Origin of the sequence: Planktotalea sp., assembly GCF_018607995.1 — a bacterium.
Taxonomy (GTDB): domain Bacteria; phylum Pseudomonadota; class Alphaproteobacteria; order Rhodobacterales; family Rhodobacteraceae; genus Planktotalea.
On the sequence record NZ_JABBAL010000017.1, the window covers coordinates 62864 to 84195 of the forward strand.

A 21332-nucleotide genomic window follows, 5' to 3' on the forward strand; every position below is an offset into this window, starting at 1 on the left:
ATCAACAAAGTCCCCGATGAACTCAAAGCGGCTCACCCAAAACACCCATCTTTTGCGGATACACGTTGGCCGCCTGCAAAGCCGTCGCGGCAATATCCGTCGCGGTCAAACCCGCATCCGTATACATCGCATCGGGTGCAGCTTGGTCGATGAAGCGATCCGGCAAAGTCATCGTGCGAATGGCGAGGTCGCCATCGAGCAAACCCTCCCCTGCAAGATAGTGCAAAACCATCGCGCCAAAGCCACCTTGGGAGCCTTGCTCCACAGTGATCAGCGCCTTGTGCGTTTTCACCAATTTACGAATGAGCGCGTGATCGAGCGGCTTGGCGAAACGCGCATCCGCGACAGTGGCGCTCACGCCCTGTGCTTCCATCAAATCAGCGGCCTTCAGGCTCTCAGAGAGATGCGCGCCAAAGGAGAGAATCGCCACGTCAGCGCCTTCACGCACGATGCGACCTTTGCCGATTTCGAGCACTTCACCAATCTCAGGCATCTCAACACCTGTGCCAGAGCCACGCGGATAGCGGAACGCAATCGGGCCACTGTCATGCGCGGCGGCAGTGGCAACCATATGAACGAGTTCGGCTTCGTCCGAAGCGGCCATCACCGTCATGTTTGGCAAAGCGCTGAGATAGCCCACGTCAAACGCACCTGCATGGGTCGGACCATCGGCACCAACAAGTCCAGCGCGGTCAATCGCGAAGCGCACGGGCAGGTTTTGCAAAGCCACATCATGCACGATTTGATCGTAGCCACGTTGGAGGAAAGATGAGTAAATCGCGCAGAATGGCTTGAGTCCACCCGCCGCCATACCTGCGGCAAATGTCACACCATGTTGCTCAGCGATGCCAACGTCAAACATGCGCTTAGGGAAGTGATCAGCAAAGATGTCCATGCCCGTGCCAGAGGGCATCGCAGCGGTAATGCCAACGATTTTTGGGTCCGCTGCAGCGAGCTTGCTCAACGCTTTGCCAAACACGCTTGTGTAGCTTGGCGCATTAGGGCGGGATTTGCTTTGAACGCCGGTTGATACGTCGAATTTCGCGACGCCATGATACTTGTCAGCGGATTGCTCAGCCGGTGCATAGCCTTTACCTTTGACAGTGCAGCAATGGATCAAAACTGGGCCAGTTGATCGAGTGCGTGCAGCGCGCAAGACAGACAGAAGCTGGTCCATATCGTGTCCATCTACAGGGCCAACATATTGAAAACCAAGGTCTTCAAACATCGTCCCGCCTGCATCAGCGACACCAGTCACCAACCGGCGCGCACGTCTGGCATGATCACGCAATGGCCCGGGTAGCGCGGCTTCAAATCCTTCGGCCATGGTCTGCAATTCACCCAAAGGAGAGGCATAAAGACCGGAAAGATACTTAGACATCGCGCCCACAGGCGGTGCAATGCTCATCTCGTTATCATTTAGAATGACAAACATGCGCCGACCTTCTGCGCCTGCATTGTTCAGCGCTTCATAGGCCATGCCAGCGCTGATCGATCCATCGCCAATAATCGCCACCGCGTCACCAGTTTGCAGACCCATATCGCGCGCGATGGTGAAGCCTAAAGCGGCAGAAATAGAAGTGGACGAATGCGCAGCGCCAAAAGGATCAAACTCGGATTCAGCGCGTTTGGTGAAACCGGAAAGCCCGCCCTCTTGGCGCAACGTTTTCATGCGTTCGCGTCGCCCTGTCAGCACTTTATGCGGATAGCATTGATGGCCTACGTCCCAGATTAGCTTGTCGCGCGGCGTATCAAAAACAGCGTGCAAAGCGACTGTCAATTCGACCACACCAAGCGAGGAGCCGAGGTGTCCACCCGTCTCAGAAACCGCCTCGACGACTTCACTTCGCAACTCATGTGCGAGGGTCTCCAGCTCGGAATTGCTCAGGCCCTTCATATCTGAAGGAACATGGATACGATCTAAAATGGGGGTATTTGGACGCGACATATCTTGGGTCCTTTCTCGACGATTTGTAATGCTCGACATTTTTGGCTAGACTGTCGGCACGGGGACAGACGTTGCAAACGAGTTCCAACATCTGCCTCCCGTAGCCAACAGGATATGTCAGGACGTCGAGATCCTAACGCTTCCGCATGTTTGAAGGGACCCAAACATGCGGAACTTGGACAGTTGGGCCAAAGTCTGGCCCAACCGAATTACGTGAGCTGATTGATCGCTGGATCGCTCAGCAGGTGCGAGAACGGGGTTGGATCTTCCGTTTCGCGAGACTCTTCTGGTAGCAACAAACCGATGCCTTGCAGCGCAACGAGACTGACCCAAATAACCAAGCAAAACATCATCGCGTAGCCAGCGCCCTTGAGCATCAAGAACGTAGCATCCGCGGTCAAGCGTGACTTGTTGCCAGTTCCCAGATAGTCGTGATTATCACTCATGATAAAACTCCTCTCATTCTTCTCAGCCGCTTAATCGAGCGGCGCATATCCGTGCTCTTGCGCCCATATGAACCAGTTATCGACAACCGTGCCAGTCAGCAGAATTCCAATACCGCCTGTCAGCGTTGTCAGAACCGCGAACCACCAAGCCCAGCGGTGAATACCTTCCATCGTGGCGTTAAAACCCATGGTCCAGCGCCAGAACAAAGCTGCGCGCTCGGAGGCCGTGCCACGATCAACGATCTGTTCGATCTCGCGCTCGCCGCCGTAGCGAGATACCGCAAGGATCGTCGCACCGTGCATCGCAAACAGCAGTGCAGAGCCATAGAGGAAGGCGATCGAAAGCGCGTGGAACGGGTTGTAGAACAAGTTGCCATAGGTCAGCGAGAACAGGTTCGTCCAATCAAGATGCGAGAAAACGCCGTAGGGCACTGCTTCGGACCAGCTGCCCATGAGGATAGGACGGAACAGGCCCAAGACCAACACAAGCCACAAAGCAGATGCAAACGCCCATGAGACGTGCTTGCCCATGCCCAGCTCTTCAGCGCGTAAATACGTGCGGATCCACCAACTGCACAGCGAGATCATGAAGAAGAAACCGGCGATTAAGAACCAGCCACCCTCATTCAAAGGAGCCATGCCAAGCCCGTATTCTTCAGCAGGCGGATCAAGCGAAAACCAGAACAGGTCGCGCATGAAGATGCCTGGCGAATACTCCGCCTGGGCCCAGAAGTTCATCCCGATAATCACGAACCAGATCAGACCCGTTGCTATGGAGACAACGCCAAAGACGCCCAAGTGAAGCGGCCCAAGTTGTGCGTTGCCAAGAAGACCAGCGAGCTTGGAAAAGGTGGTGCCCTTTGTACGCTCGCGGGAAATGCTTCCATCAGGATCCACGCCCATTTCAGGGGGTCCTTGAACCTGAACCTGTGTGAAGATGTTTTGATATTCAATCATTGTTCATACCCTCCTACAGGTCAGCCCACCAAGGCAGTTCAGCATACCAATCCCACCACGCGCTCCAGCTGTCGAACCAGATGGTGCCGGAAATCACGATACAAATGGCGCTCCAGACAACCGCGCTAAGCGCAAGAAACAGACCAAGACGGTGAATACCCAAGGGTCCAATCGAATAGCCGACAAGATCGCGGAAATACGTGTCTTCATGGTCTGGCGTAACAATCGGATTGCCTTTGCCCGTGTTGACCGCAGACAGAACGAGCGAGCCGTGAAGCGCGAGGGCAAAACACGTGGTAAAGAAGAACGTGATCGCGACCATATGCGCTGGATTATAGTGGAAATTGCCATAGGCGTAGCCGACATTGTTCACCCAATCGAGGTGGCTAAAGATGCCATATGGGAAGCCATGCCCCCAAGCACCCAAGAGCACAGGGCGAATGATAACCAGCGTGACATAAGCAAGTATCGCAATGCTAAAGGCGAAGGGCACATGCAATCCCATGCCTAGCTTTCGCGCGATTTCAACTTCGCGCATCATCCAGCTTAGGAACGCAAATGTTGCGCAGACTGTGATGATCTGCCAAAGCCCGCCTTCTTCTAGTGGCGCGATGCCCAAACCTACTTCTAACGCAGGTGGATTAATGGAAATCAACCATGGGTTCCATGTGTCGCCAAGCGCGGCACCATAGAAAATCATGATCGTGCCTAAAGCGGCAAAAAAGAACGTCGTGACGCCGAAAAAGCCGACATAAAAGGGACCTACCCAGAAGTCGAACAGATCCCCGCCAACCAGAGTCCCGCCACGGACCCGATATTTTCTTTCGAAGCTGAGCTGTGCCATCTTCTTTCTCCTTCTTAAGCCGGCGTCCGATTGGTGCGAGCAAAGACAAATAAAATTCCGAGGTTGCGGCGGGCGGCGCGCAATGAGCCGCCCGCTGCGATTTTCTTAAACTGAGTTACTCGCTTGCTTCAGCCGCGAACGCGCGGTTGAACCAGTTTGTTTCTTCATTGCTGAGCAGAACGAGGTGAATCATCACCGCCAGCAAGAAAAGAAACACACCCTGTGCCACGAAAACGCGGCGTGGGTCGAAGACCAGCCAGACTTTGTAGAACTGTGCTAACATATGTTCTCCTTAGCCCCAGGCGAACCAAGGCAATTTGATGTACGTCAGTACGTGAGCAACGACGGCTACGACCGTAAAGATCGCAAACCCGCTCATGTAGACTGCGTGCAGCTCTTGCGCTTGCTCGTCTGAAAGACCCGTGAAACTCAGGTCATTTTTATCAGCCATGTTTTTCTCCTGAAAATATGTACTGACGCCGCGCTGCCCCCGCGACTGGGTGAACAGAAGCTCGTCTTCTGCCCGATATCCGCTGCCCCTTACGAGGCGGCGAAACTGTTAACCCCAGAAAATCCGAGGTGTGATCGATTGCGCTTCGCTCCACGCTTTGCGGATCGGCCCTTGCTCGGGCAGCGCCAAATTGCGCACCAACGCGTAAGCCCAAAGCAGTGTGCAAATTGGCAAAGCGGCTAGCAGAATCAGGCCAAAGTAGACCTTGTATTCATTGCTCGACGCGGACGCAGATTTGCTCTCGTGCGCGTTCCATGAAGCGTTATTTGTAAGATCAGACATATTAGGCTCCTCCCGAAGCTGGTTGGAGGTCTTCCACAATTTCAAGGAAAACCCGTTCCGCCCCACTTTCGAGCGCGCGCTTTTCAGCAGCGTCCCGTAGCGTTTTTGCAGCAGAAATTCGTGTCAGGATGGGGTGGTTCGCCACGATCTCATCCAGTCGTTTTTGTGCATCCGCATCCCAAGGGAAATCGCGACGCAGTTGTGTCGGTGTTGCAGGCGTTTCGTCCATTTCCGTGCCCAATGGCAGAATATGGAAGAGGGCATCAAAGAGGCTGTTGCAGACCTCTTGAACCAGATACGTCGCCCCCGCGTAGCCCATGAAAGGCGTGCCCGTCGCGCGCCGGATGGCGGCACCAGGAAAGGACGCAGGAATGAACGAAGGCGCAGGCCCGAAGCCTGATTTCATCTCCGCAAGGTACATTTTTTCATTGATGGACCCCATCACAATAAGCGGACGTTTTTGGTGCATCATTGCGCGCACTTCGTCATTGTTCGTCTTTTTGCCGCGAAGGCGTGCAACAGCAAAAGCGCAAGGTAGACCCAAATCATCCTCAAGAAACTTACGAACTCCACGCGTGTAGGTTTCATTGGCAACAATTGCGAAGGACGCAGTCGCAAAGAAATCCTGAGTTACAGAGCGCCACAAATCCCAAACGGGTTTGATGGTGGAGTGCTTTTCCTGTTCAATGAACGGCTCAGGATCGAGACCTAGGTGCTCACCCAATGTGCGCAAGAATTTCGTAGTTGAATCGATGCCAACGGGCGCTTGCAAGTACGGCTTGCCAAGCACCTCGCAAAGTCCACGTCCAAACTCGCGATACATGCAGATGTTCACATCCGCATTTACCAAGCCACGCATTTCAGCGACATGCGCACCGAGCGGCATGACCATGTTGATCTCAGCGCCAATGCCTTCAACGAGACGGCGGATTTCGGCCAGATCAGAGGGCATGTTAAACGTGCCATACATTGGCCCAAGGATATTCACGCGAGGCTTCGCGTCCTCGGTCCGTTTCTTTTCAGGTGGCATACGGCCTTTGGTCATGCCAAATTCCGTAAAGATCCAAGTCATCGCGCGATCTGCGGCTTCCCATTGATCTTCATCAATCGTGCGCGGTAGAAAGCGTTGGATGTTCGTGCCTTGCGGCGTCACGCCACCACCAATCATCTCAGCGATAGAGCCTGTGACAACGACCGCAGGAAGCGCGGGATCAAGCACGCCCCAAGCGCGCTTCATCGACTCTTCCGTGCCAGCACCCATCTCTTCTTCGGCGAGGCCCGTCACCACAATCGGGAGCTCATGCGGTGGCAAAGCATCGGTGTAGTGAAGCACGGATGTGACCGGGAGGTTTTCACATCCAACGGGTCCGTCAATGACACATTGCAAGCCTTTGACAGCGCAAAATGCGTAAACAGCGCCCCAGTATCCGCCCGCGCGGTCGTGATCTTGAACTAACATTAGATCATCTCCGCTGCTTTGGCGGCTTTCGCGGCGCGTTCTAGTTTCTTAAGGTTCGTGGTACGGAAATTCGGGTGCAAGTTCGGGGATTTCTCCCACACGCCTGCAGTGTCAGCATTGCCGACGCCTTCAAAGAATTCGCGCATATTAGCCATGCGATCTTTGTTACCAATCGCAGCGTTCACGACTTGCGCAAGCGAGCCTGCCCCAGCAGCGCCCATCAGCGGACGCGCAGAGATAAGGTTGGTGAAATAAAGCGACGGAATTCCCAGCTCTTTACCCTTCTGAACAACAGGCGTTGTCCCGATGGCGAGGTCAGGTTTAATCGCTTCCATCGCAGCACAATCATCCTCAAGCGAAGCACGGTATTTTACTTGAACGCCTTTCGCCTCTAACCAAGCCGCATCATCTGCGGACCAAGGTGTCTTGGGGCAAGCGGTGCCCACATAAGGAACTTCAGCACCACTTTCGATCAGTAAGCGCGCAACCAAAAGTTCGCTGCCTTCATAGCCGGACAGCGTGATCGTGCCTTTGATCGGTGTCGCAGCAAGCGCTTCTTTGATCATTGGTAGGAACTGATTTTGGGCCGCGGCAATTTGATCTGCGGGCAGATTGAACGCCTCACCAATGTTCGCAAGCCAGTTACGCGTGCCATCTAAACCAACAGGCGCAGAACCAATCACAGGACGCCCCGCTGCTTGGAATTCGCGCACGGACGCTGTGTAGAACGGATGGATCGCAGCAACAGCACCGCAATCAAGCGCCGCATAAAGCTCACGCCATTCACGGCACGGAACCACAGGACCGGCGGCAAGGCCAAGAGGTGCGAGCATTTGACCAATCACCATCGGATCGGCTGGGAACATTTCACCAAGCAGCGACACGGTCGGTCGATCCGACTTACCGCTCGCAGGCATCGGCACAGGGCCTGCCTCGATCTCTTCACGCGCGTAATTCAGCATCGCCCCTGCAAGAACGTCTTTTGCCTCCGCGTGAGTAGGAATGCCGAAACCAGGCACGTCAATGCCAACGATGCGCACGCCGTTAATCTCCTTCGGGAGAAGACGGAGCGGAACACCAGAGGCCGTCGGAACACAAAGGTTCGTCACAACAACTGAGTCAAGCTTTTCGGGGTCCGCAATGTCATGCACCGCTTCGCGAATGTCCTCGAACAGTTTGCCCGTGACCAAGGTTTCCGAATTGAACGGAACGTAGCCGACAGAACGTCGCGCGCCATAGAAATGCGACACAAACGAGAGGCCATAAACGCAGCAGGCAGATCCACTGAGGATCGTCGCAGTGCGTTTCATCCTTAATCCAACGCGCAAAGAGCCGAATGCGGGGCACATGCTCTGCGGCTTGTCATGTGGTCCTTGCGGGTAATCCGCCGCGTATTGATCCAAAATGTCAGACTTGCCAGCAGCCCGCGCCGCCGCTTCCATCTGAGCCGTGCCAGCAGAACACCCACCCTCAAGAGCGATCTCTTTGACTTCTGCAGGAGCGTCTTTTGGAACTTCGAACGTCATTGGAGAACTGACGTCGATAATGCCCAAATCAGCGGGTGCTTTCACGTCTTTATCAGCGGGCACGATTTGTACCTCGCCGTTCTCATCATATGCAACTTCATAGCCGTCACGGCCCAAACCTTCGCTCATGACGATCCTCCTAAGCGGAGGTTTATGGGATCTATGCGATTAAGCATCGTCATACACCACTTCAAGACTGACCTTAGGCTTGGAAAACTTGCCACGCATGTCTTCATCCGTGGCAGGCACTAGCTGGTAATCACCACCTGTATCTTTAGCGTCGAACAGACCCAAAAGACCGTCTTGATCAAGTGGCGTCGGGCGCACAGGTGGCGCGATGCCAACGGCTTCGCCAAGCTGGGCAAACAGCCCACCCCACTGAGACTCTTTTGTGCCAACAATCTGGTAGTTTGCAGATTTCTTGCGCAGATCGTCATCCTGCGGAATTGCCGCGAGAACGGGAATATCGACCGCTTCAGCAAAGGCTTGCGCCTCACCAGAGCCGTCATCTTTGTTGATCACAAGACCCGCGACACCAACATTGCCACCAAGCTTGCGGAAATATTCCACGGCGGAGCACACGTTGTTCGCCACATAAAGCGATTGCAAATCGTTGGACGCAACAAGGATAACTTTCTGCGCCATATCGCGTGCGATAGGCAGGCCAAAACCGCCGCAAACCACGTCGCCTAAAAAATCGAGTAGGACGTAGTCGAAATCCCAATCGTGGAAACCCAGCTTTTCGAGAAGCTCGAAACCATGAATAATTCCGCGACCACCGCAGCCACGACCGACCTCTGGTCCGCCAAGTTCCATCGCGAAGACACCGCCACGCTTGAAGCAAACATCACCGATCTTTACCTCTTCACCAGCAACCTTTTTAGCACCAGACGTTTCAATGATCGTGGGGCAAGCTTTGCCGCCGAACAATAGGGATGTCGTATCAGACTTCGGATCACAGCCAATCAGCAAAACCCGCTTGCCCTGCTCAGCCATCATGTGGCTGAGGTTCGCGAGCGTGAAGGATTTGCCAATGCCGCCTTTTCCATAGATCGCAATGATCTGGGTTTTGCTCGTCGGTTCACCTTGCGGCACTTCCAAAGACGGCTCGACAGCGGCTTCATCACGCAGGCGTTGGTCAAAGTCTTTGAGATTTGGCACTTCGTCTTTCACGTCGCGTCCCTCCAATTCAGCATCATTTTGAGGCATTCAGGATCGCTGAACGCCTGCTCATATGCAGCTGGCGCATCGGCTGAATGCGCGCTGTGCGTGATAAGACCGCCAAGGCTCAGCGCGCCGCTTTCGACCAGCGCGCGTGTGGCAATCAAATCATCCCTGTTCCATTCAGCCGCGACGCGAAAACGTGCTTCCTTCATGAAAGCAGGCGGGAAGGCGAAGCTGATGGTATCTGTGTAAAATCCGGCGAGAACGATCTCTCCGCCGCGTGCGATCCGTCCGATAAGGTCACCAAGCACAGCAGTGGACCCAGACGCATCGTAGATAGATTCATAGTTGCGACGCGGATCATCCTCTGGAGCGATCACATCATATCCAGCAGTGCCTGTACGGCGAGCCGGGTCAATTTCCCAAACCGTGGGCGCAGGCGCACCAGCGGAAAGTGTGAGACGTGCAAGTAAACGACCAAGAACGCCATGACCAACAATCAAATCAGGAACCGCTTTGCCCGGCCCCGCCATCGCGTGACGTGCAGTCGCAGCCAAAGCAAGCAAAGCACCCTCAGCGCCAAAACCTGCATCAACTTTCGTGACGCGATCCTCGTTGCTGACCAAAGTGCGCGACGCGCCACCGAACAGGCCAAACGCGCCCTCATAACAATTCGCACCGGGGACAAAGACAGTGTCACCCGCCTTATAGATGCTACCCATGGGCGCTTCGATGACTTCGCCCATGGTTTCATAGCCGGGCACAAGTGGGAAACCCATTCCCGGGAAGGGGGGCATAGCACCGGACCAAAACAGTTTTTCGGTGCCCGTGGAAATGCCAGAGTGATTCACTTCGATTACCAAATCACCATCGCTGGGCGGCGTGATCTGCAAAACGTCTAAGGCCAGATCCTTCGGGCCTTTCAGCAAAACAGCAGTTGTTTCCATGTTGACCCCCTCGGTGATCTTGCCGGTACCACGTTCAAAAGACTCAGGTGCGACATTACTTCTCATGTGTAAGGTAAAACTGACAATCTTAAGTGTCAACAAAAACTGACACTTATCCTAACGGTTATTATTTACGCGCATATAAACAAGTGGTCACGAAGGGGCGCATTGACTTGGGCATCGTGATATTTTCAAAGCCAGCTTCCTCACAAAGCGTTTTTATCTCAGCGGCAGAACGCGCTTTGCCGGTTTGCATCGCCAATGTATAAAGCGCGAAATAGACATCGCCCGCGCGTTCAGGTTTTTGGCCACCAGACATAGGTTCGGAAATTATCAACTGGCCACCGCTTGGCAGCGCCTCATAGCATTTCGCCAAAAGTTGGCGCACCGTGCTGTCGCTATGATCATAAAGCACACGGATCAGGCTAATCGCATCAGCTCCAGTAGAGATCGGATCGGTCTTGAACGACGCGCATTCGAATCGCGCGCGCCCGCTCATACCTGCAGTTTCAAACCGCGCAGTAGAGCTTGGCGCGACCTCCGGCAGATCGAAGACAACCAGTTCTAGATCTGGATAAGCATTGCCCACCACCTCAAGAAACGCGCCAGAGCCACCGCCCACATCGCGCAGTGTTTTGATGCCGGAGAAATCGATCGCGCGCAGGGTATCTTGTGCCACCAACTCTTGGCTTTGCGCCATAAGGTCGGAATAAGTCGCGGCTACATCCGGTTCCATCCCACCGCCAAAGACGTAAGGCCAAAAAGACGCCAGCTCCGTCTCTGTTTCGCCACGAAAGAACGAGACTGGATCAGAGAGATCGCGGTAAAGGATATCATGATGCTTGATCATCGCGCTTAGGCCTGGAACACCCACAAGTGCTGCACCCCTTTGCGTCAAAACGTATAGACCACCGCGCTTTTGCTTGATCAGCTGAATCGCGACGCTTGCACGCAAAAGGATCAGCATTCGCTCTTCCGGCACACGGCAAACATGGGCCAGTTGCATCACCGTCATCGGCTCATCCAGCAAGCGTTTGGGGATATCAAACTGCACCAAAGCCATTAAAACTTGCGACTGGCAAAACCCTGCGAGCAAATCAAACAGCGCTTCGCCTTCGCGCCGCACAATGCCGCGTGTCAAAGGAAACCCAGCGGCCCATGTCTGAAATTTACGCGATGAAATCAGTCTCGCGAAAAAACCACCCTTAGGCTTTTTCGCTAGTGCGCTTGGTATATCCATGCGCGCATCGGTCATTTATTCACCTGGAATTTTGTTGGCCTGACTAGCACGCCATTTCAAAGGCGTAAGCACTTCTGCTTGCATGTTCACCAGCTTAGCCAAACCTGCTTCACCAGGACATTTTGGAATCGAGGCAATTGCACCGCTTAGGATGTCTTTCATCCGATCAATAGCGCCGTATACGCCAAATTCAGTTACCGCATTTGGGCGCCCATGCAGATCATCCTGACCCACAGGCTTTCCCAAAGTTTCTTCGTCATAGAGCGCATCACGCAGGTCATCGGCCACTTGGAAGGCTTCACCAATGCGCGCGCCCAGTTCTTCCCATTGCTCGCCCTCTTGGCCCGCTGCAATCGCGCCCATTTGTGTCGCTGCAATGAACAATGCACCGGTTTTGGAACGATGATAGGCGGCAAGATCAACCGTGCTTTCGCTTTCCCACCCCTGCCCTGCGCAAATGCCGTTGGGCATGCCTGTGCGATCTGCGAGAACCTTCATCAAGCCAATCACACGCATGGGATCAAGGCCGGCAACTTCGGTGAGAACAGAGAAGGCCATGACGATAAGGCTGTCACCTGTGAGCACCGCGAGCGGCTCGCTGAATTCGATATGTGTCGTTGGCTTGCCGCGCCGCGTATCTGCGTCATCAAAACAGGGCAAATCATCATGGACGAGGGATGCGCAGTGAATCAACTCAAGCGCGACTGCCGCCGCATCGGCAATTTTGGGGGCATCATCACCACAGGCCGCAGCGACGCTGAGCAAAATGTTCGGACGAATGCGTGCTCCACCAGGACTGACAGAATAGTGCAACGCGCGCGCGAGTTTGTCAGGGGATGGCACCGCTTGACCGGCCTTGATTGCACGCGACATGGCGCTTTCGATGCGCTTTGCAAAATCCATCCGGCACTCCTTTAGCGGTTCGACAGCTCAAGTTGTATTTTCTTGAAGACTACTAATATGTAAACTAAACTGGACACATTCGAGCAGCCTGTCAATCCAAAGCCTGCGAAGGGAACCTGTTTAATGACCACAGCTGCCCCTCATATTGCGATCATTGGCGCTGGTATCGCTGGCCTTGCGGCTGCGTTGCGCCTTTCATACGCCGGGTGCCGGGTTACTGTTTTAGAGCGTCACGCGGGTCCTGGTGGCAAGATGCGCAAGCTGCCGACGATCGCTGGTGACGTGGACGCGGGCCCCACTGTTTTAACGATGAAATCTGTTTTTGAGGACCTCTTTGCCGATGCAGGTTTGCGCCTTGAGGATCACGTGACGCTACAAGCTGAGGATATTCTCGCCCGCCATTTCTGGCGCGATGGCAAAGTGTTAGACCTTATGCGCGACGCAGCGCATAGCCGCGAGAATGTGGCGCGTGCGTTCGGATCCAGCGGTGCCGAAGAGTTCACAGCTTTCTGCCAACAAACAGACCATCTCTTTGATGCATTCGATGGTCCAATGATTCGCTCAGCGCAGCCCTCCCTCGCTGAGCTTGCACTCACCGTTGCAAAATCCCCCAAGCTTCTGCGCGCGATGAGACCGCTCAGCACGCTTACGCAAAACTTGAACAGGCATTTCACCGATCCCCGTCTCGCCCAGCTTTTTGCACGCTATGCGACCTATGTCGGGGGCCTGCCCACGCAGTCACCCTCGCTTTTGAGTTTAATTTGGCAAGCTGAAAATAAAGGAGTCTGGTACGTCAAAGGGGGTATGCATCAACTTGCACAAAGCATCGTAAAGGCCGCGCGCGGGTTTGGCGCGGAATTTGTGTTTAACGCTCATGTCACGCGCATCAAAACACAAGATGGCAGCGCTTGCGCTGTGCAAACCGAAGACACGCGCTACGCTGTGGATGCCGTGCTGTTCAACGGCGATCCAAATGCACTGCAAACTGGCCTGCTTGGTCCAACGTTTGAGAAAGCCGTCGATAAAGGCATGACCACCCCTCGCAGTCTATCGGCCAATGTCATGTCGTTTGCAGCCATTCCCAAGGGCGTGGACCTTGCCGCGCACAACGTCTTTTTCGCGAGAGATCCTCAAACGGAATACGCCCCGCTCGCCAGAGGCCGGCAACAGCACGATCCGACGCTCTACATTTGCGCACAAGATCGGTTTGGCGGTGCGACGCCTGATGGTCCTGAACGCTTCGAAATTATCCTCAACAGCCCGCCAAATGATATAAATGCCGCCCCAAGTAAGAAAGAAACAGAGCAATGTCAGACCTTGATCCTTCAACAGCTCGACCAATTTGGTCTCAATTTCTCTCCCCAACCTGCGCCCGACACTCTGACGATGACCAAACACTTCGCTCAGCTTTTTCCAGCAAGCCACGGATCCCTTTACGGACGGTCCCCACATGGGATGATGGCCGCGTTCAAACGTCCGAGCGCGCGCAGCAAGGTGAAGGGGCTTTATCTGGCAGGAGGCGGCACGCATCCGGGGGCGGGGGTGCCGATGGCAACCCTCTCCGGCGCGCATGCGGCCGCGGCGATCTTGAGCGACCTAACTTCAACATAGACGTGCCTGCGGGTGGATATGCATGGTGGTATGTAGACGGTGTAAGCGATGATGGCACGCGCGCGGTTTCTGTTATCGGCTTCATCGGCTCTGTCTTTTCACCGTGGTACGCGTGGTCAGGGCGCGGTGAGCCAAGCAATCATTGCTGTATTAATGTGGCGACTTACGGCAGGGGCGGGCGTTTCGCGATGACAGATCGCGGCAGTTCTGCTTTGCGCCAAAGCGAGGATTGCTTGCAAGTCGGTCCTTCCTCCATGCGCTGGGACAATGGCGCGTTGATCATCGACATTAACGAGGTGTCTTCCCTCCCTCTCATCTCACGCATGCGCGGGCAAATCCGCCTGCTCCCTTCCGCGGTAACCAGCGTTGAAATGCCCCTCACCCTAGATGGCGCACATGTCTGGCGCCCTTTTGCGCCAACCGCACGCATCAGCGTCGATCTGGAAGCAAAGGGTTGGCAATTCGAAGGGCACGGTTATTTCGACAGCAATTTCGGCACGCGCCGTTTGGAGAATGATTTCACCACATGGAACTGGGCGCGCTATCCAACAGCAACGGGTTCCACCTGTTTTTATGATGCGAACCGATGCGATGGGTCTGTGCTTGATGCGGCGATCAACTTTGACGAAGACGGCAACGCGCTTGCAGTTTCTGGCCCACCGAAGACACCGATCAAACGCACGCTTTGGGCATTGAGACGCGACACGCGCGCGGATGTGGGCACAACGCCCAAGCAAGTCAAAGCCATGCTTGATGCGCCGTTTTATTCTCGCTCTGTCGTGCAGACGACAATCGATGGCGAACGTGTTGAGGGCGTGCACGAAGCGCTTAATCTCAATCGCTACGGCTCAAACCTGATCAAGCCCATGCTCGCTGTGCGCGTGCCGCGCCGCAAGAACTGGACGTTTTAGAGCTTGGATAGATCCAGCGCTTCGACCTCTGGGTTCAGGTTTGCAACGGAGTAATTCAACATCGCAGCGACACTGACCCAGAACAAATACGGAAGCATCGCAAGGCCAGCCCATAGGTCTAGCGACATGTGTGTGATGAAACATCCCAGCACTGAGAGCCATAAGAGCGCCATAACGCCAAGCGCGCCCTTCAAACGGCGCAAGCCAAAGAACATCGGCGTCCAGAGCGTATTAAACGCGATTTGCGCTGCCCAAAAAGCCATTGCAAAATGGCTGCCCTCTATCACTGCGACGCGCGCAGCGGCGAAAGAAATCAGTAGATAGATCGTCGTCCACATCACCGGGAATACCCAATTCGGTGGTGTCCATGATGGCTTTTCCAAGGTCTGATACCATGCGCCGGGTGGGAACAAACCGCCTGCCGCGCCTGCACCAAAACATGTACCTAGAAAGAGTGCGAAGAGTAAATATTCCATGGCGTCACCATAGAGCCGCGTTTACTCCGCCGCTACCCCGATTGTCGCTTTGGCGTTAACCTCGCGCGCTTTCAACTCAGATAGTACTGACAAAAGCGCCCCCGTGCGCCCCGTGCCCCAGTCCTGCGCACGTGGCTTATTCGTAGCGACGGCGTCCACCAAAAAGCGCACTTCGTCCAAAGCAGGTGCAAACAGAACAGGCGACTTCGGCAAAACCACGCTCGCGGCGGAGCGCAGGCCTGAGATACCAATCAAACCCAGCTTATGCACCGTATTCGTGCGCGCACGGTGGTTGATGGAATCGTGCTTAAGTCGCGTCAGTTGCGTGCCAATTGCTGCATATATAAAGCGTGCTGCGAAAATGCCTGTACGCGCGTTGAGCGGCAACGAGCTTATCCCCGTTTCAGAGCGTATATATAGACGACGTGCCTCGGCCAGCAAACGCTTCACCATTTTGCGCACGGCAAGGGAGGCTTGCGGATCGCTCATGAACGCATCAGGCGTCATACCCGAACCTTCAATCCATTCAAGCGGCAGATAAATCCGCCCAGCGCGCGCATCTTCGCCAACATCGCGCGCAATGTTTGTCAATTGCATCGCGACACCCAAATCACAGGCCCGCGCCAAAGCATCCGCATCGCGCACGCGCATCAGCACACACATCATCGCGCCAACCGCAGAAGCCACGCGCGCAGAATATCCACGCACATCAGACAGCGTTTCATACCGCCGCTCCACAGCATCCCACGCCAGACCCTCAAGCAAGGCTTCCGGCAAAGCGCGCGGCATATCGAACCTTTCACACACGGCCGCAAACGCACGATCCTCCGGTGCATTGCGTGGCGTGCCTGCGTAAACAAGATCAAGCCGAGCTTGCAAATCAAGCACTGCTGCACCCTTGTTGCTACCCTCGTCCACTTCATCATCCGCGAGGCGACAAAACGCATAAAGCGCCAAAGCAGGGTCGCGCACAGAGCCTGGCAGAAGTTTGGAGGCCGCATGAAACGACAAAGACCCTGTGCGGATCACTTCGCGGCAATGCTCAAGATCATCAGGGTGGATCACCGGCGCGCTCATTCTGCGGCCAACCTTGTCTCTGTCTCAACTGAATGCATATCAGGCACCATTTTGCTCAACACTTCTGCGCTTGAAACAACCCCCGGAAGACCCGCCCCGGGATGCGTACCCGCACCTACAAGAAAGAGTCCTTTCGCCTCTTCGCTCACATTGTGAGGGCGAAAATAGGCGCTTTGAAGGATACGCGGCTCAAGCGAAAAACCAGAGCCATGCGGACTAAGATACCGCTCGCGAAAAGTCTCGGGCGTAAAGACCGTTTCGGTTGTGATGTGATCCTGAAAGCCAGGGATCAGCTTTTCCACCTCAGCAGCAACTTTCGCGCGATAGATCGGTTCTTCGCGCGTCCAATCCACAGGGTTGTCCCAATTGAGATGTGGCACAGGGGAGAGCACATAAAACGTATCATCCCCCTCAGGAGCGGCACTTTTGTCAGTCACACATGGGCGGTGAATATAAAGGCTCATGTCATCTGCGAGTTTACCGCGCATGAAGATATCTTTCAGCAGGCCCTTAAAGCGCGGTCCATTGGCGATCGTATGATGCCCCACATCGGCCCACTTGTCCGCCGTGCCTTTGGTGCCAAAATACCAAACATAAAGCCCCATAGACCACCGCTTTCCCGCTATCTTTTTGGGGGTCCAGCGACGTTTTTTATGGTTACGCAGCAAATGCGAATAAGTGTGCCCCGCGTCTGCGTTACTGACAATCAAAGGCGCGTCCAGCTCGCTGCCATCCTTAAGGCGCACAGCCTTTGCAGCGCCTTGGTCAACCAGGATTTCGTCAACAGTGACGTTCTGTTTGACTACGCCACCCTGCGCGCGCACCACGTCCGCCATCGCATCCGCAATCGCCTGCACTCCACCCATCGCATAATGCACGCCATAGGTTTTTTCGAGATGCGCAACCAAAGCGTAGATCGAGGTCACATGCGTTGGATCACCCCCAATGAACAGCGGATGAAATGAGAGCGCCATGCGCAAGCGTTCGTCCTTCACACGCGACGCCGCTAATCCGTAAATAGAGCGATCCGCGCGCAGCCTTGCAAACGTCGGTAAAACTTTGATCGTTTCCCAAGCACGGTGCATCGGCTTGGCAACCATGCCCTCAAATCCAATAACATACCGCGCATGGGCATCCTTCAAGAACTTCTTAAACCCCTTTACATCGTTCGGACTTAGCTTGGTGACCTCTGCCAACATCTTGTCGTCGTCAGAGCTTGCGTGGAACTTCGTGCCATCCGGCCAACGCACCTCATAGAACGGCTCTAACGGGCGCAGGTCCACATCCGCATGAAAATCACGACCACAGTCAGCCCAAAGACGTTCAAACACATCAGGGACAGTAACAATCGTTGGACCAAGATCAAATCGATGGCCGTCTTGCTCAATAGACGATCCACGCCCGCCCGTGCGATCCAAGCGATCGAGCACAGTGACCGCATAGCCCTTCGCGCCCAAACGCATCGCAGCCGACAAACCACCCAGGCCCGCACCAATCACAATCGCGCGGTTGTCCAATCCATTTTCTGAAAGCTGTTTCATGATCAATCCCGGCAACAACTGTCTAGTCTAGTTTACAATTCTAGTGTGAGAGTGCTTCACAAAGCAAGGGATATGTGTCACTCTAAGTTTACACATTAGGGAATCTTTGGGAACACATGACGATGTCGCAGGTTGTCAGTTTCAGTCTCTTTCGCTTTGGCTCATGGCGCGCGCGCGCGTGGGCTTTCGTGATGATGGGACTCGCGCGCCGTCATTTGCGCAAGGTCGAGGCAATCGATTTCTGGAAGTTATGCGGCTCCGGCTCTGGCGAGGGGTTCACACCTATCCCCAACACATCCGTCTATGCGATTCTCGCGACATGGCCCGACGAGGCAAGCGCGACACGCGCGATTGAGAATGACCCCCTGTTTCAACGTTACAAAACCCATGCGTCAGAGCATTGGAGCATGTTAATGACCACCGACACCACGCGTGGCGCTTGGTCTGGCAAAACCCCGTTTATTCCAACACAACATAACAAAACCGGCCCACTGGTGGCCCTGACACGCGCCACGATCAAGCCAAGCATTGCCGCGCGCTTCTGGCGACGTGTGCCGAATATTTCCAGCGTGATTGGTCAAGATCCAAACGTCCTTTTCAAGATCGGTGTCGGTGAAATTCCATTGCTGCATCAGGTGACGTTTTCGATTTGGCGCGACGCCGCGCAAATGGCGAATTTCGCACGCACAGGACCGCATGCAGAGGCCATCAAAGCCGTCAGAAACGAAGACTGGTTCAACGAAGAGCTCTACGCGCGTTTCACCCTTATTTCAGACATCGGAACATGGGGCGGCACATCACCCTTAGCAAAAGTGGACATAGCATGAAGCATCCATTCCCTTTCTCCGCCATTGTCGGCCAAGACGACATGAAGCAGGCGATGATTCTCACGGCCATCGATCCCTCGATTGGGGGAGTATTGGTGTTTGGTGATCGCGGCACGGGCAAATCTACCGCCGTGCGCGGGCTTGCAGGGCTTCTACCGAATATCAACTCTATCAAAGCCTGCCCAGTCAACAGCGAACACTTTGCCGATTGCCCGGAGTGGGCGAATGTCACACACAAAGACACACACGAAATTCCAACGCCCGTCGTTGATCTGCCCCTTGGTGCATCAGAGGATCGCGTCACCGGTGCGCTTGATATCGAGCGTGCACTGACACGTGGCGAGAAAGCGTTTCAACCGGGGCTTTTCGCCCAAGCGAACCGCGGGTACCTTTACATTGATGAAGTGAACCTTCTCGAAGATCACATCGTTGATCTGCTTTTGGATGTCGCGCAATCCGGCGAAAATGTGGTCGAACGTGAAGGCCTCTCGATCCGCCACGCCGCGCGCTTTGTGCTTGTTGGCTCCGGCAATCCAGAAGAGGGCGAGCTACGTCCACAGCTCTTGGATCGCTTTGGTCTTTCGGTCGACGTCGCATCCCCAAGTGATATCGACGAACGTGTTCAAGTCATCAAACGCCGCGATGCCTATGAGAATGATCATGCGGCCTTCATGTTGCGCTGGCAGGCGGAAGATGCCGCGCTGCGTGATCGCATTGTCTCTGCACGCATGGCTTTGAAGGACCTTGAAACACCCGATAGCGCGCTGCGTGATGTGGCCGAGCTCTGTCTCAACCTTGGAGCCGATGGTTTGCGTGGTGAATTGACCTTGCTCAAAGCTGCGCGCGCTTACGCGGCGTTTCGCGATGATACGCATCTTGCCACCTCCCACATTCGCGCCACAGCTGCGCTCGCCCTGCGCCACCGCCTACGCCGTGATCCTCTCGATGATGCAGGGACTGGCACGCGGGTTGAGCGCATCGTGCAAGACACGTTGGGTGTCTGAATGACGCCTTGGCACCGCGCTACTCTCGCTCTGACTTTGCTGGCAATTGATCCGAATTCTTTCGCTGGCCTGATCGTGCGTGCACGTGTCTCTCCTGTGCGCGATGCTTTCCTGCGTACGAGCCAGCGAATACCAATGCCGCACGTCAAATTGCATCCGAGCATGACTGCGCAGGTCCTTGATGGCGAAATTGATCTCTCGTCCACTCTCAAAGCCAGCACGCTCATCATGCAAAAGGGCCTGCTGAATCGCGATCCGTCCCTCTTCATCCTTCCAATGGCAGAGCGCGCTAATCCATATCTCACTGCCCGTCTTAGCCAGACGCTCGACGCGGGTAACGGACATGCGTTTCTCGCCCTTGATGAAGGTGTTGAGGATGAAACGCTCCCCAATTCCCTAAGTGATCGCGCGGCGTTCTGGATTTCACTTGATGGTTTGGCGCTTGCGGACTTTGAGCCTGTGACACTCCCTGACAATCTCGCGCAACTCACCAAGGACGTGCGGCAAGTCGATATCCCTAATGAAGTTCCTGAGCAGCTGGTAACGCTCGCGGTTAGCTTCGGCATCCCCAGCCTACGCGCACCGACCTACGCGATGCGCGCCGCGCAAGCTCATGCGGCACTGCATCAGCGCAAGGTGATCACGCCAGAGGATCTAAGCATCGCCGTTGATCTCGTCTTTTCCCACCGCGCCACCCGCCTGCCTGAAACTCAAGACGAGCAGCCAGAGCAACCGCAAGAACCGCAAAACGAAACGCGGCAAAATGAGGATGATACGCTTTCCATCCCCGAAGATCTCTTGCTAAACGCTGTGAAAGCCGCGTTGCCGGCCGACGTGCTGGAGAAGCTCGCGAGCGATACCAAACGCAAACGCACCACTGGCAACGGGGCTGGTGCCAAGCAAAACGGCAATCGGCGCGGCCGCCCCCTGCCCGCACGCGCAGGGTCAAAAGCCAATACCGCGCGCGTCGATTTGATCGCCACACTGCGTGCCGCTATTCCCTATCAAACTATCCGTAGAGAAGCTCAACCCCAGCGCACGGGCCCCATCATTCACCCCGGTGACCTGCGCCGCAAACGCTATCAAACGCTTTCCGATCGTTTGCTGATTTTCACAGTCGATGCCTCTGGTTCTGCCGCAATGGCACGTTTGGCTGAAGCCAAAGGTGCCGTGGAAATGCTCCTTAGCGAAGCTTATGCACGTCGTGATCATGTGGCACTGATCTCTTTTCGTGGCCTTGATGCAGAGGTTCTTCTGCCGCCCACGCGCTCGCTGGTACAAACCAAACGTCGTCTTGCGGCGTTGCCTGGTGGCGGCGGAACACCGCTTGCCTCCGGTCTTACAGCGGCTTTATCTCTCGCAGAAACCGCGTCACACAAAGGTATGAGCGCAACCATCGTTCTGCTGACAGACGGGCGCGCGAATATTGCACTGGACGGTCAAGCCAACCGCACACAAGCAGGTGATGATGCGCAAACGATGGCGCGCAATATTCTAAGCGCTGGGGTTGATGCGTTGGTGATTGATACAACCATTCGCCCCGAACGCAGCCTTAAGCAACTGGCAGATATGATGCACGCCAACTACATCGCATTGCCGCGCGCAGATGCAAAACGGGTCAGCGCCGCTGTCACCGCCTCTTTGGCAAGCTAAGCGCG

General features: G+C 55.1%; 21 protein-coding genes. 5 read left to right on the forward strand and 16 right to left on the reverse strand.

Annotated features, from left to right (window positions below):
- Positions 1–22: 22 nt before the first annotated feature.
- The 13 genes from dxs to QZ280_RS06905 form a co-directional block, all read right to left on the reverse strand.
- Positions 23–1948 carry a 1-deoxy-D-xylulose-5-phosphate synthase gene (gene dxs, locus QZ280_RS06845; protein ID WP_293441837.1) on the reverse strand — a complete coding sequence of 642 codons (1926 nt, stop codon included), beginning with the start codon at positions 1946–1948 and terminating at the stop codon, positions 23–25.
- Positions 1949–2157: 209 nt separating this feature from the next.
- Positions 2158–2394 carry an RC-LH1 core complex protein PufX gene (pufX, locus tag QZ280_RS06850; protein WP_293441838.1) on the reverse strand — a complete coding sequence of 79 codons (237 nt, stop codon included), beginning with the start codon at positions 2392–2394 and terminating at the stop codon, positions 2158–2160.
- A gap of 30 nt (positions 2395–2424) precedes the next feature.
- The gene (gene pufM / locus QZ280_RS06855) at positions 2425–3351 is read right to left on the reverse strand and encodes a photosynthetic reaction center subunit M (RefSeq protein WP_009831029.1); all 927 of its coding nucleotides are present in this window, start codon (positions 3349–3351) and stop codon (positions 2425–2427) included.
- Between the two features lie 13 nt (positions 3352–3364).
- Complete coding sequence (gene pufL / locus QZ280_RS06860; RefSeq protein ID WP_009830513.1) at positions 3365–4195, reverse strand: photosynthetic reaction center subunit L; 831 nt, start codon at positions 4193–4195, stop codon at positions 3365–3367.
- Positions 4196–4310: 115 nt separating this feature from the next.
- Positions 4311–4478, reverse strand: coding sequence for a light-harvesting antenna LH1, alpha subunit (pufA, locus tag QZ280_RS06865; protein ID WP_293441839.1), 168 nt, complete (start codon positions 4476–4478; stop codon positions 4311–4313).
- Positions 4479–4487: 9 nt separating this feature from the next.
- Positions 4488–4646, reverse strand: a complete 159-nt coding sequence (gene pufB, locus QZ280_RS06870; protein WP_009829744.1) for a light-harvesting antenna LH1, beta subunit — start codon at positions 4644–4646, stop codon at positions 4488–4490.
- Between the two features lie 108 nt (positions 4647–4754).
- Complete coding sequence (gene pufQ / locus QZ280_RS06875) at positions 4755–4988, reverse strand: cytochrome PufQ (protein ID WP_009830879.1); 234 nt, start codon at positions 4986–4988, stop codon at positions 4755–4757.
- Position 4989: 1 nt separating this feature from the next.
- Positions 4990–6447, reverse strand: a complete 1458-nt coding sequence (bchZ, locus tag QZ280_RS06880) for a chlorophyllide a reductase subunit Z (RefSeq protein WP_009827555.1) — start codon at positions 6445–6447, stop codon at positions 4990–4992.
- Positions 6447–7889: a chlorophyllide a reductase subunit Y gene (gene bchY, locus QZ280_RS06885; RefSeq protein WP_156793453.1), complete on the reverse strand. Its 1443-nt coding sequence runs from the start codon at positions 7887–7889 to the stop codon at positions 6447–6449. The genes bchZ and bchY overlap by 1 nt, the downstream gene beginning before the upstream one ends.
- 252 nt (positions 7890–8141) lie before the next feature.
- Entirely contained in the window at positions 8142–9146 is a 1005-nt protein-coding gene (locus tag QZ280_RS06890) for a chlorophyllide a reductase iron protein subunit X (protein ID WP_040778586.1), read from the reverse strand.
- Positions 9143–10084, reverse strand: coding sequence for a chlorophyll synthesis pathway protein BchC (bchC, locus tag QZ280_RS06895; protein WP_293441840.1), 942 nt, complete (start codon positions 10082–10084; stop codon positions 9143–9145). Before bchC ends, QZ280_RS06890 begins: the two co-directional genes overlap by 4 nt.
- A gap of 127 nt (positions 10085–10211) precedes the next feature.
- Positions 10212–11339: a methyltransferase gene (locus tag QZ280_RS06900; protein WP_293441841.1), complete on the reverse strand. Its 1128-nt coding sequence runs from the start codon at positions 11337–11339 to the stop codon at positions 10212–10214.
- On the reverse strand, positions 11340–12227 hold the full coding sequence (locus QZ280_RS06905; protein WP_293441842.1) for a polyprenyl synthetase family protein: 888 nt from the start codon (positions 12225–12227) through the stop codon (positions 11340–11342).
- 123 nt (positions 12228–12350) lie between these two features.
- Here QZ280_RS06905 and crtD point away from each other — a divergent pair, with 123 nt between their 5' ends.
- Both crtD and crtC read left to right on the forward strand, forming a co-directional pair.
- Entirely contained in the window at positions 12351–13838 is a 1488-nt protein-coding gene (gene crtD, locus QZ280_RS06910; RefSeq protein WP_293441843.1) for a 1-hydroxycarotenoid 3,4-desaturase CrtD, read from the forward strand.
- A 2-nt stretch (positions 13839–13840) separates the two neighbouring features.
- Positions 13841–14749 carry a carotenoid 1,2-hydratase gene (gene crtC / locus QZ280_RS06915; protein ID WP_293441844.1) on the forward strand — a complete coding sequence of 303 codons (909 nt, stop codon included), beginning with the start codon at positions 13841–13843 and terminating at the stop codon, positions 14747–14749.
- Here the strand turns inward: crtC and QZ280_RS06920 are convergent.
- The 3 genes from QZ280_RS06920 to QZ280_RS06930 are packed head-to-tail and all read right to left on the reverse strand — an operon-like array spanning position 14746 to position 17843.
- Positions 14746–15225 (reverse strand): TspO/MBR family protein, encoded by a 480-nt coding sequence (locus QZ280_RS06920; protein WP_293441845.1) that lies wholly within the window; start codon positions 15223–15225, stop codon positions 14746–14748. The two genes, crtC and QZ280_RS06920, sit on opposite strands and share 4 nt — an antisense overlap.
- Positions 15226–15246: 21 nt before the next feature.
- Positions 15247–16290 (reverse strand): 15-cis-phytoene synthase, encoded by a 1044-nt coding sequence (gene crtB / locus QZ280_RS06925; protein WP_293441886.1) that lies wholly within the window; start codon positions 16288–16290, stop codon positions 15247–15249.
- Between the two features lie 8 nt (positions 16291–16298).
- The gene (locus tag QZ280_RS06930) at positions 16299–17843 is read right to left on the reverse strand and encodes a phytoene desaturase (RefSeq protein ID WP_293441846.1); all 1545 of its coding nucleotides are present in this window, start codon (positions 17841–17843) and stop codon (positions 16299–16301) included.
- Positions 17844–17965: 122 nt separating this feature from the next.
- Between QZ280_RS06930 and crtA the strand changes: the two genes are divergently transcribed.
- Genes crtA through QZ280_RS06945 form a run of 3 tightly spaced genes read left to right on the forward strand, consistent with a single transcriptional unit; the run spans position 17966 to position 21327 of the window.
- On the forward strand, positions 17966–18670 hold the full coding sequence (gene crtA, locus QZ280_RS06935; protein WP_293441847.1) for a spheroidene monooxygenase: 705 nt from the start codon (positions 17966–17968) through the stop codon (positions 18668–18670).
- Complete coding sequence (bchI, locus tag QZ280_RS06940) at positions 18667–19674, forward strand: magnesium chelatase ATPase subunit I (protein WP_293441848.1); 1008 nt, start codon at positions 18667–18669, stop codon at positions 19672–19674. The genes crtA and bchI overlap by 4 nt, the downstream gene beginning before the upstream one ends.
- Positions 19675–21327, forward strand: coding sequence for a magnesium chelatase subunit D (locus tag QZ280_RS06945; RefSeq protein WP_293441849.1), 1653 nt, complete (start codon positions 19675–19677; stop codon positions 21325–21327).
- Positions 21328–21332: the final 5 nt, after the last annotated feature.

Bases quoted from the DNA above. Each gene is read 5' to 3' on its own strand.
- pufA (WP_293441839.1), bottom strand. From the start codon at position 4,478: ATGTTAGCACAGTTCTACAAAGTCTGGCTGGTCTTCGACCCACGCCGC.
- pufM (WP_009831029.1), bottom strand. From the start codon at position 3,351: ATGATTGAATATCAAAACATCTTCACACAGGTTCAGGTTCAAGGACCC.
- bchI (WP_293441848.1), top strand. From the start codon at position 18,667: ATGAAGCATCCATTCCCTTTCTCCGCCATTGTCGGCCAAGACGACATG.
- bchY (WP_156793453.1), bottom strand. From the start codon at position 7,889: ATGGAAGCGGCGGCGCGGGCTGCTGGCAAGTCTGACATTTTGGATCAA.
- pufX (WP_293441838.1), bottom strand. From the start codon at position 2,394: ATGAGTGATAATCACGACTATCTGGGAACTGGCAACAAGTCACGCTTG.
- pufB (WP_009829744.1), bottom strand. From the start codon at position 4,646: ATGGCTGATAAAAATGACCTGAGTTTCACGGGTCTTTCAGACGAGCAA.
- QZ280_RS06930 (WP_293441846.1), bottom strand. From the start codon at position 17,843: ATGAAACAGCTTTCAGAAAATGGATTGGACAACCGCGCGATTGTGATT.
- QZ280_RS06945 (WP_293441849.1), top strand. From the start codon at position 19,675: ATGACGCCTTGGCACCGCGCTACTCTCGCTCTGACTTTGCTGGCAATT.
- dxs (WP_293441837.1), bottom strand. From the start codon at position 1,948: ATGTCGCGTCCAAATACCCCCATTTTAGATCGTATCCATGTTCCTTCA.
- QZ280_RS06900 (WP_293441841.1), bottom strand. From the start codon at position 11,339: ATGACCGATGCGCGCATGGATATACCAAGCGCACTAGCGAAAAAGCCT.
- QZ280_RS06920 (WP_293441845.1), bottom strand. From the start codon at position 15,225: ATGGAATATTTACTCTTCGCACTCTTTCTAGGTACATGTTTTGGTGCA.
- pufL (WP_009830513.1), bottom strand. From the start codon at position 4,195: ATGGCACAGCTCAGCTTCGAAAGAAAATATCGGGTCCGTGGCGGGACT.
- pufQ (WP_009830879.1), bottom strand. From the start codon at position 4,988: ATGTCTGATCTTACAAATAACGCTTCATGGAACGCGCACGAGAGCAAA.
- crtD (WP_293441843.1), top strand. From the start codon at position 12,351: ATGACCACAGCTGCCCCTCATATTGCGATCATTGGCGCTGGTATCGCT.
- bchZ (WP_009827555.1), bottom strand. From the start codon at position 6,447: ATGTTAGTTCAAGATCACGACCGCGCGGGCGGATACTGGGGCGCTGTT.
- crtA (WP_293441847.1), top strand. From the start codon at position 17,966: ATGTCGCAGGTTGTCAGTTTCAGTCTCTTTCGCTTTGGCTCATGGCGC.
- bchC (WP_293441840.1), bottom strand. From the start codon at position 10,084: ATGGAAACAACTGCTGTTTTGCTGAAAGGCCCGAAGGATCTGGCCTTA.
- QZ280_RS06905 (WP_293441842.1), bottom strand. From the start codon at position 12,227: ATGGATTTTGCAAAGCGCATCGAAAGCGCCATGTCGCGTGCAATCAAG.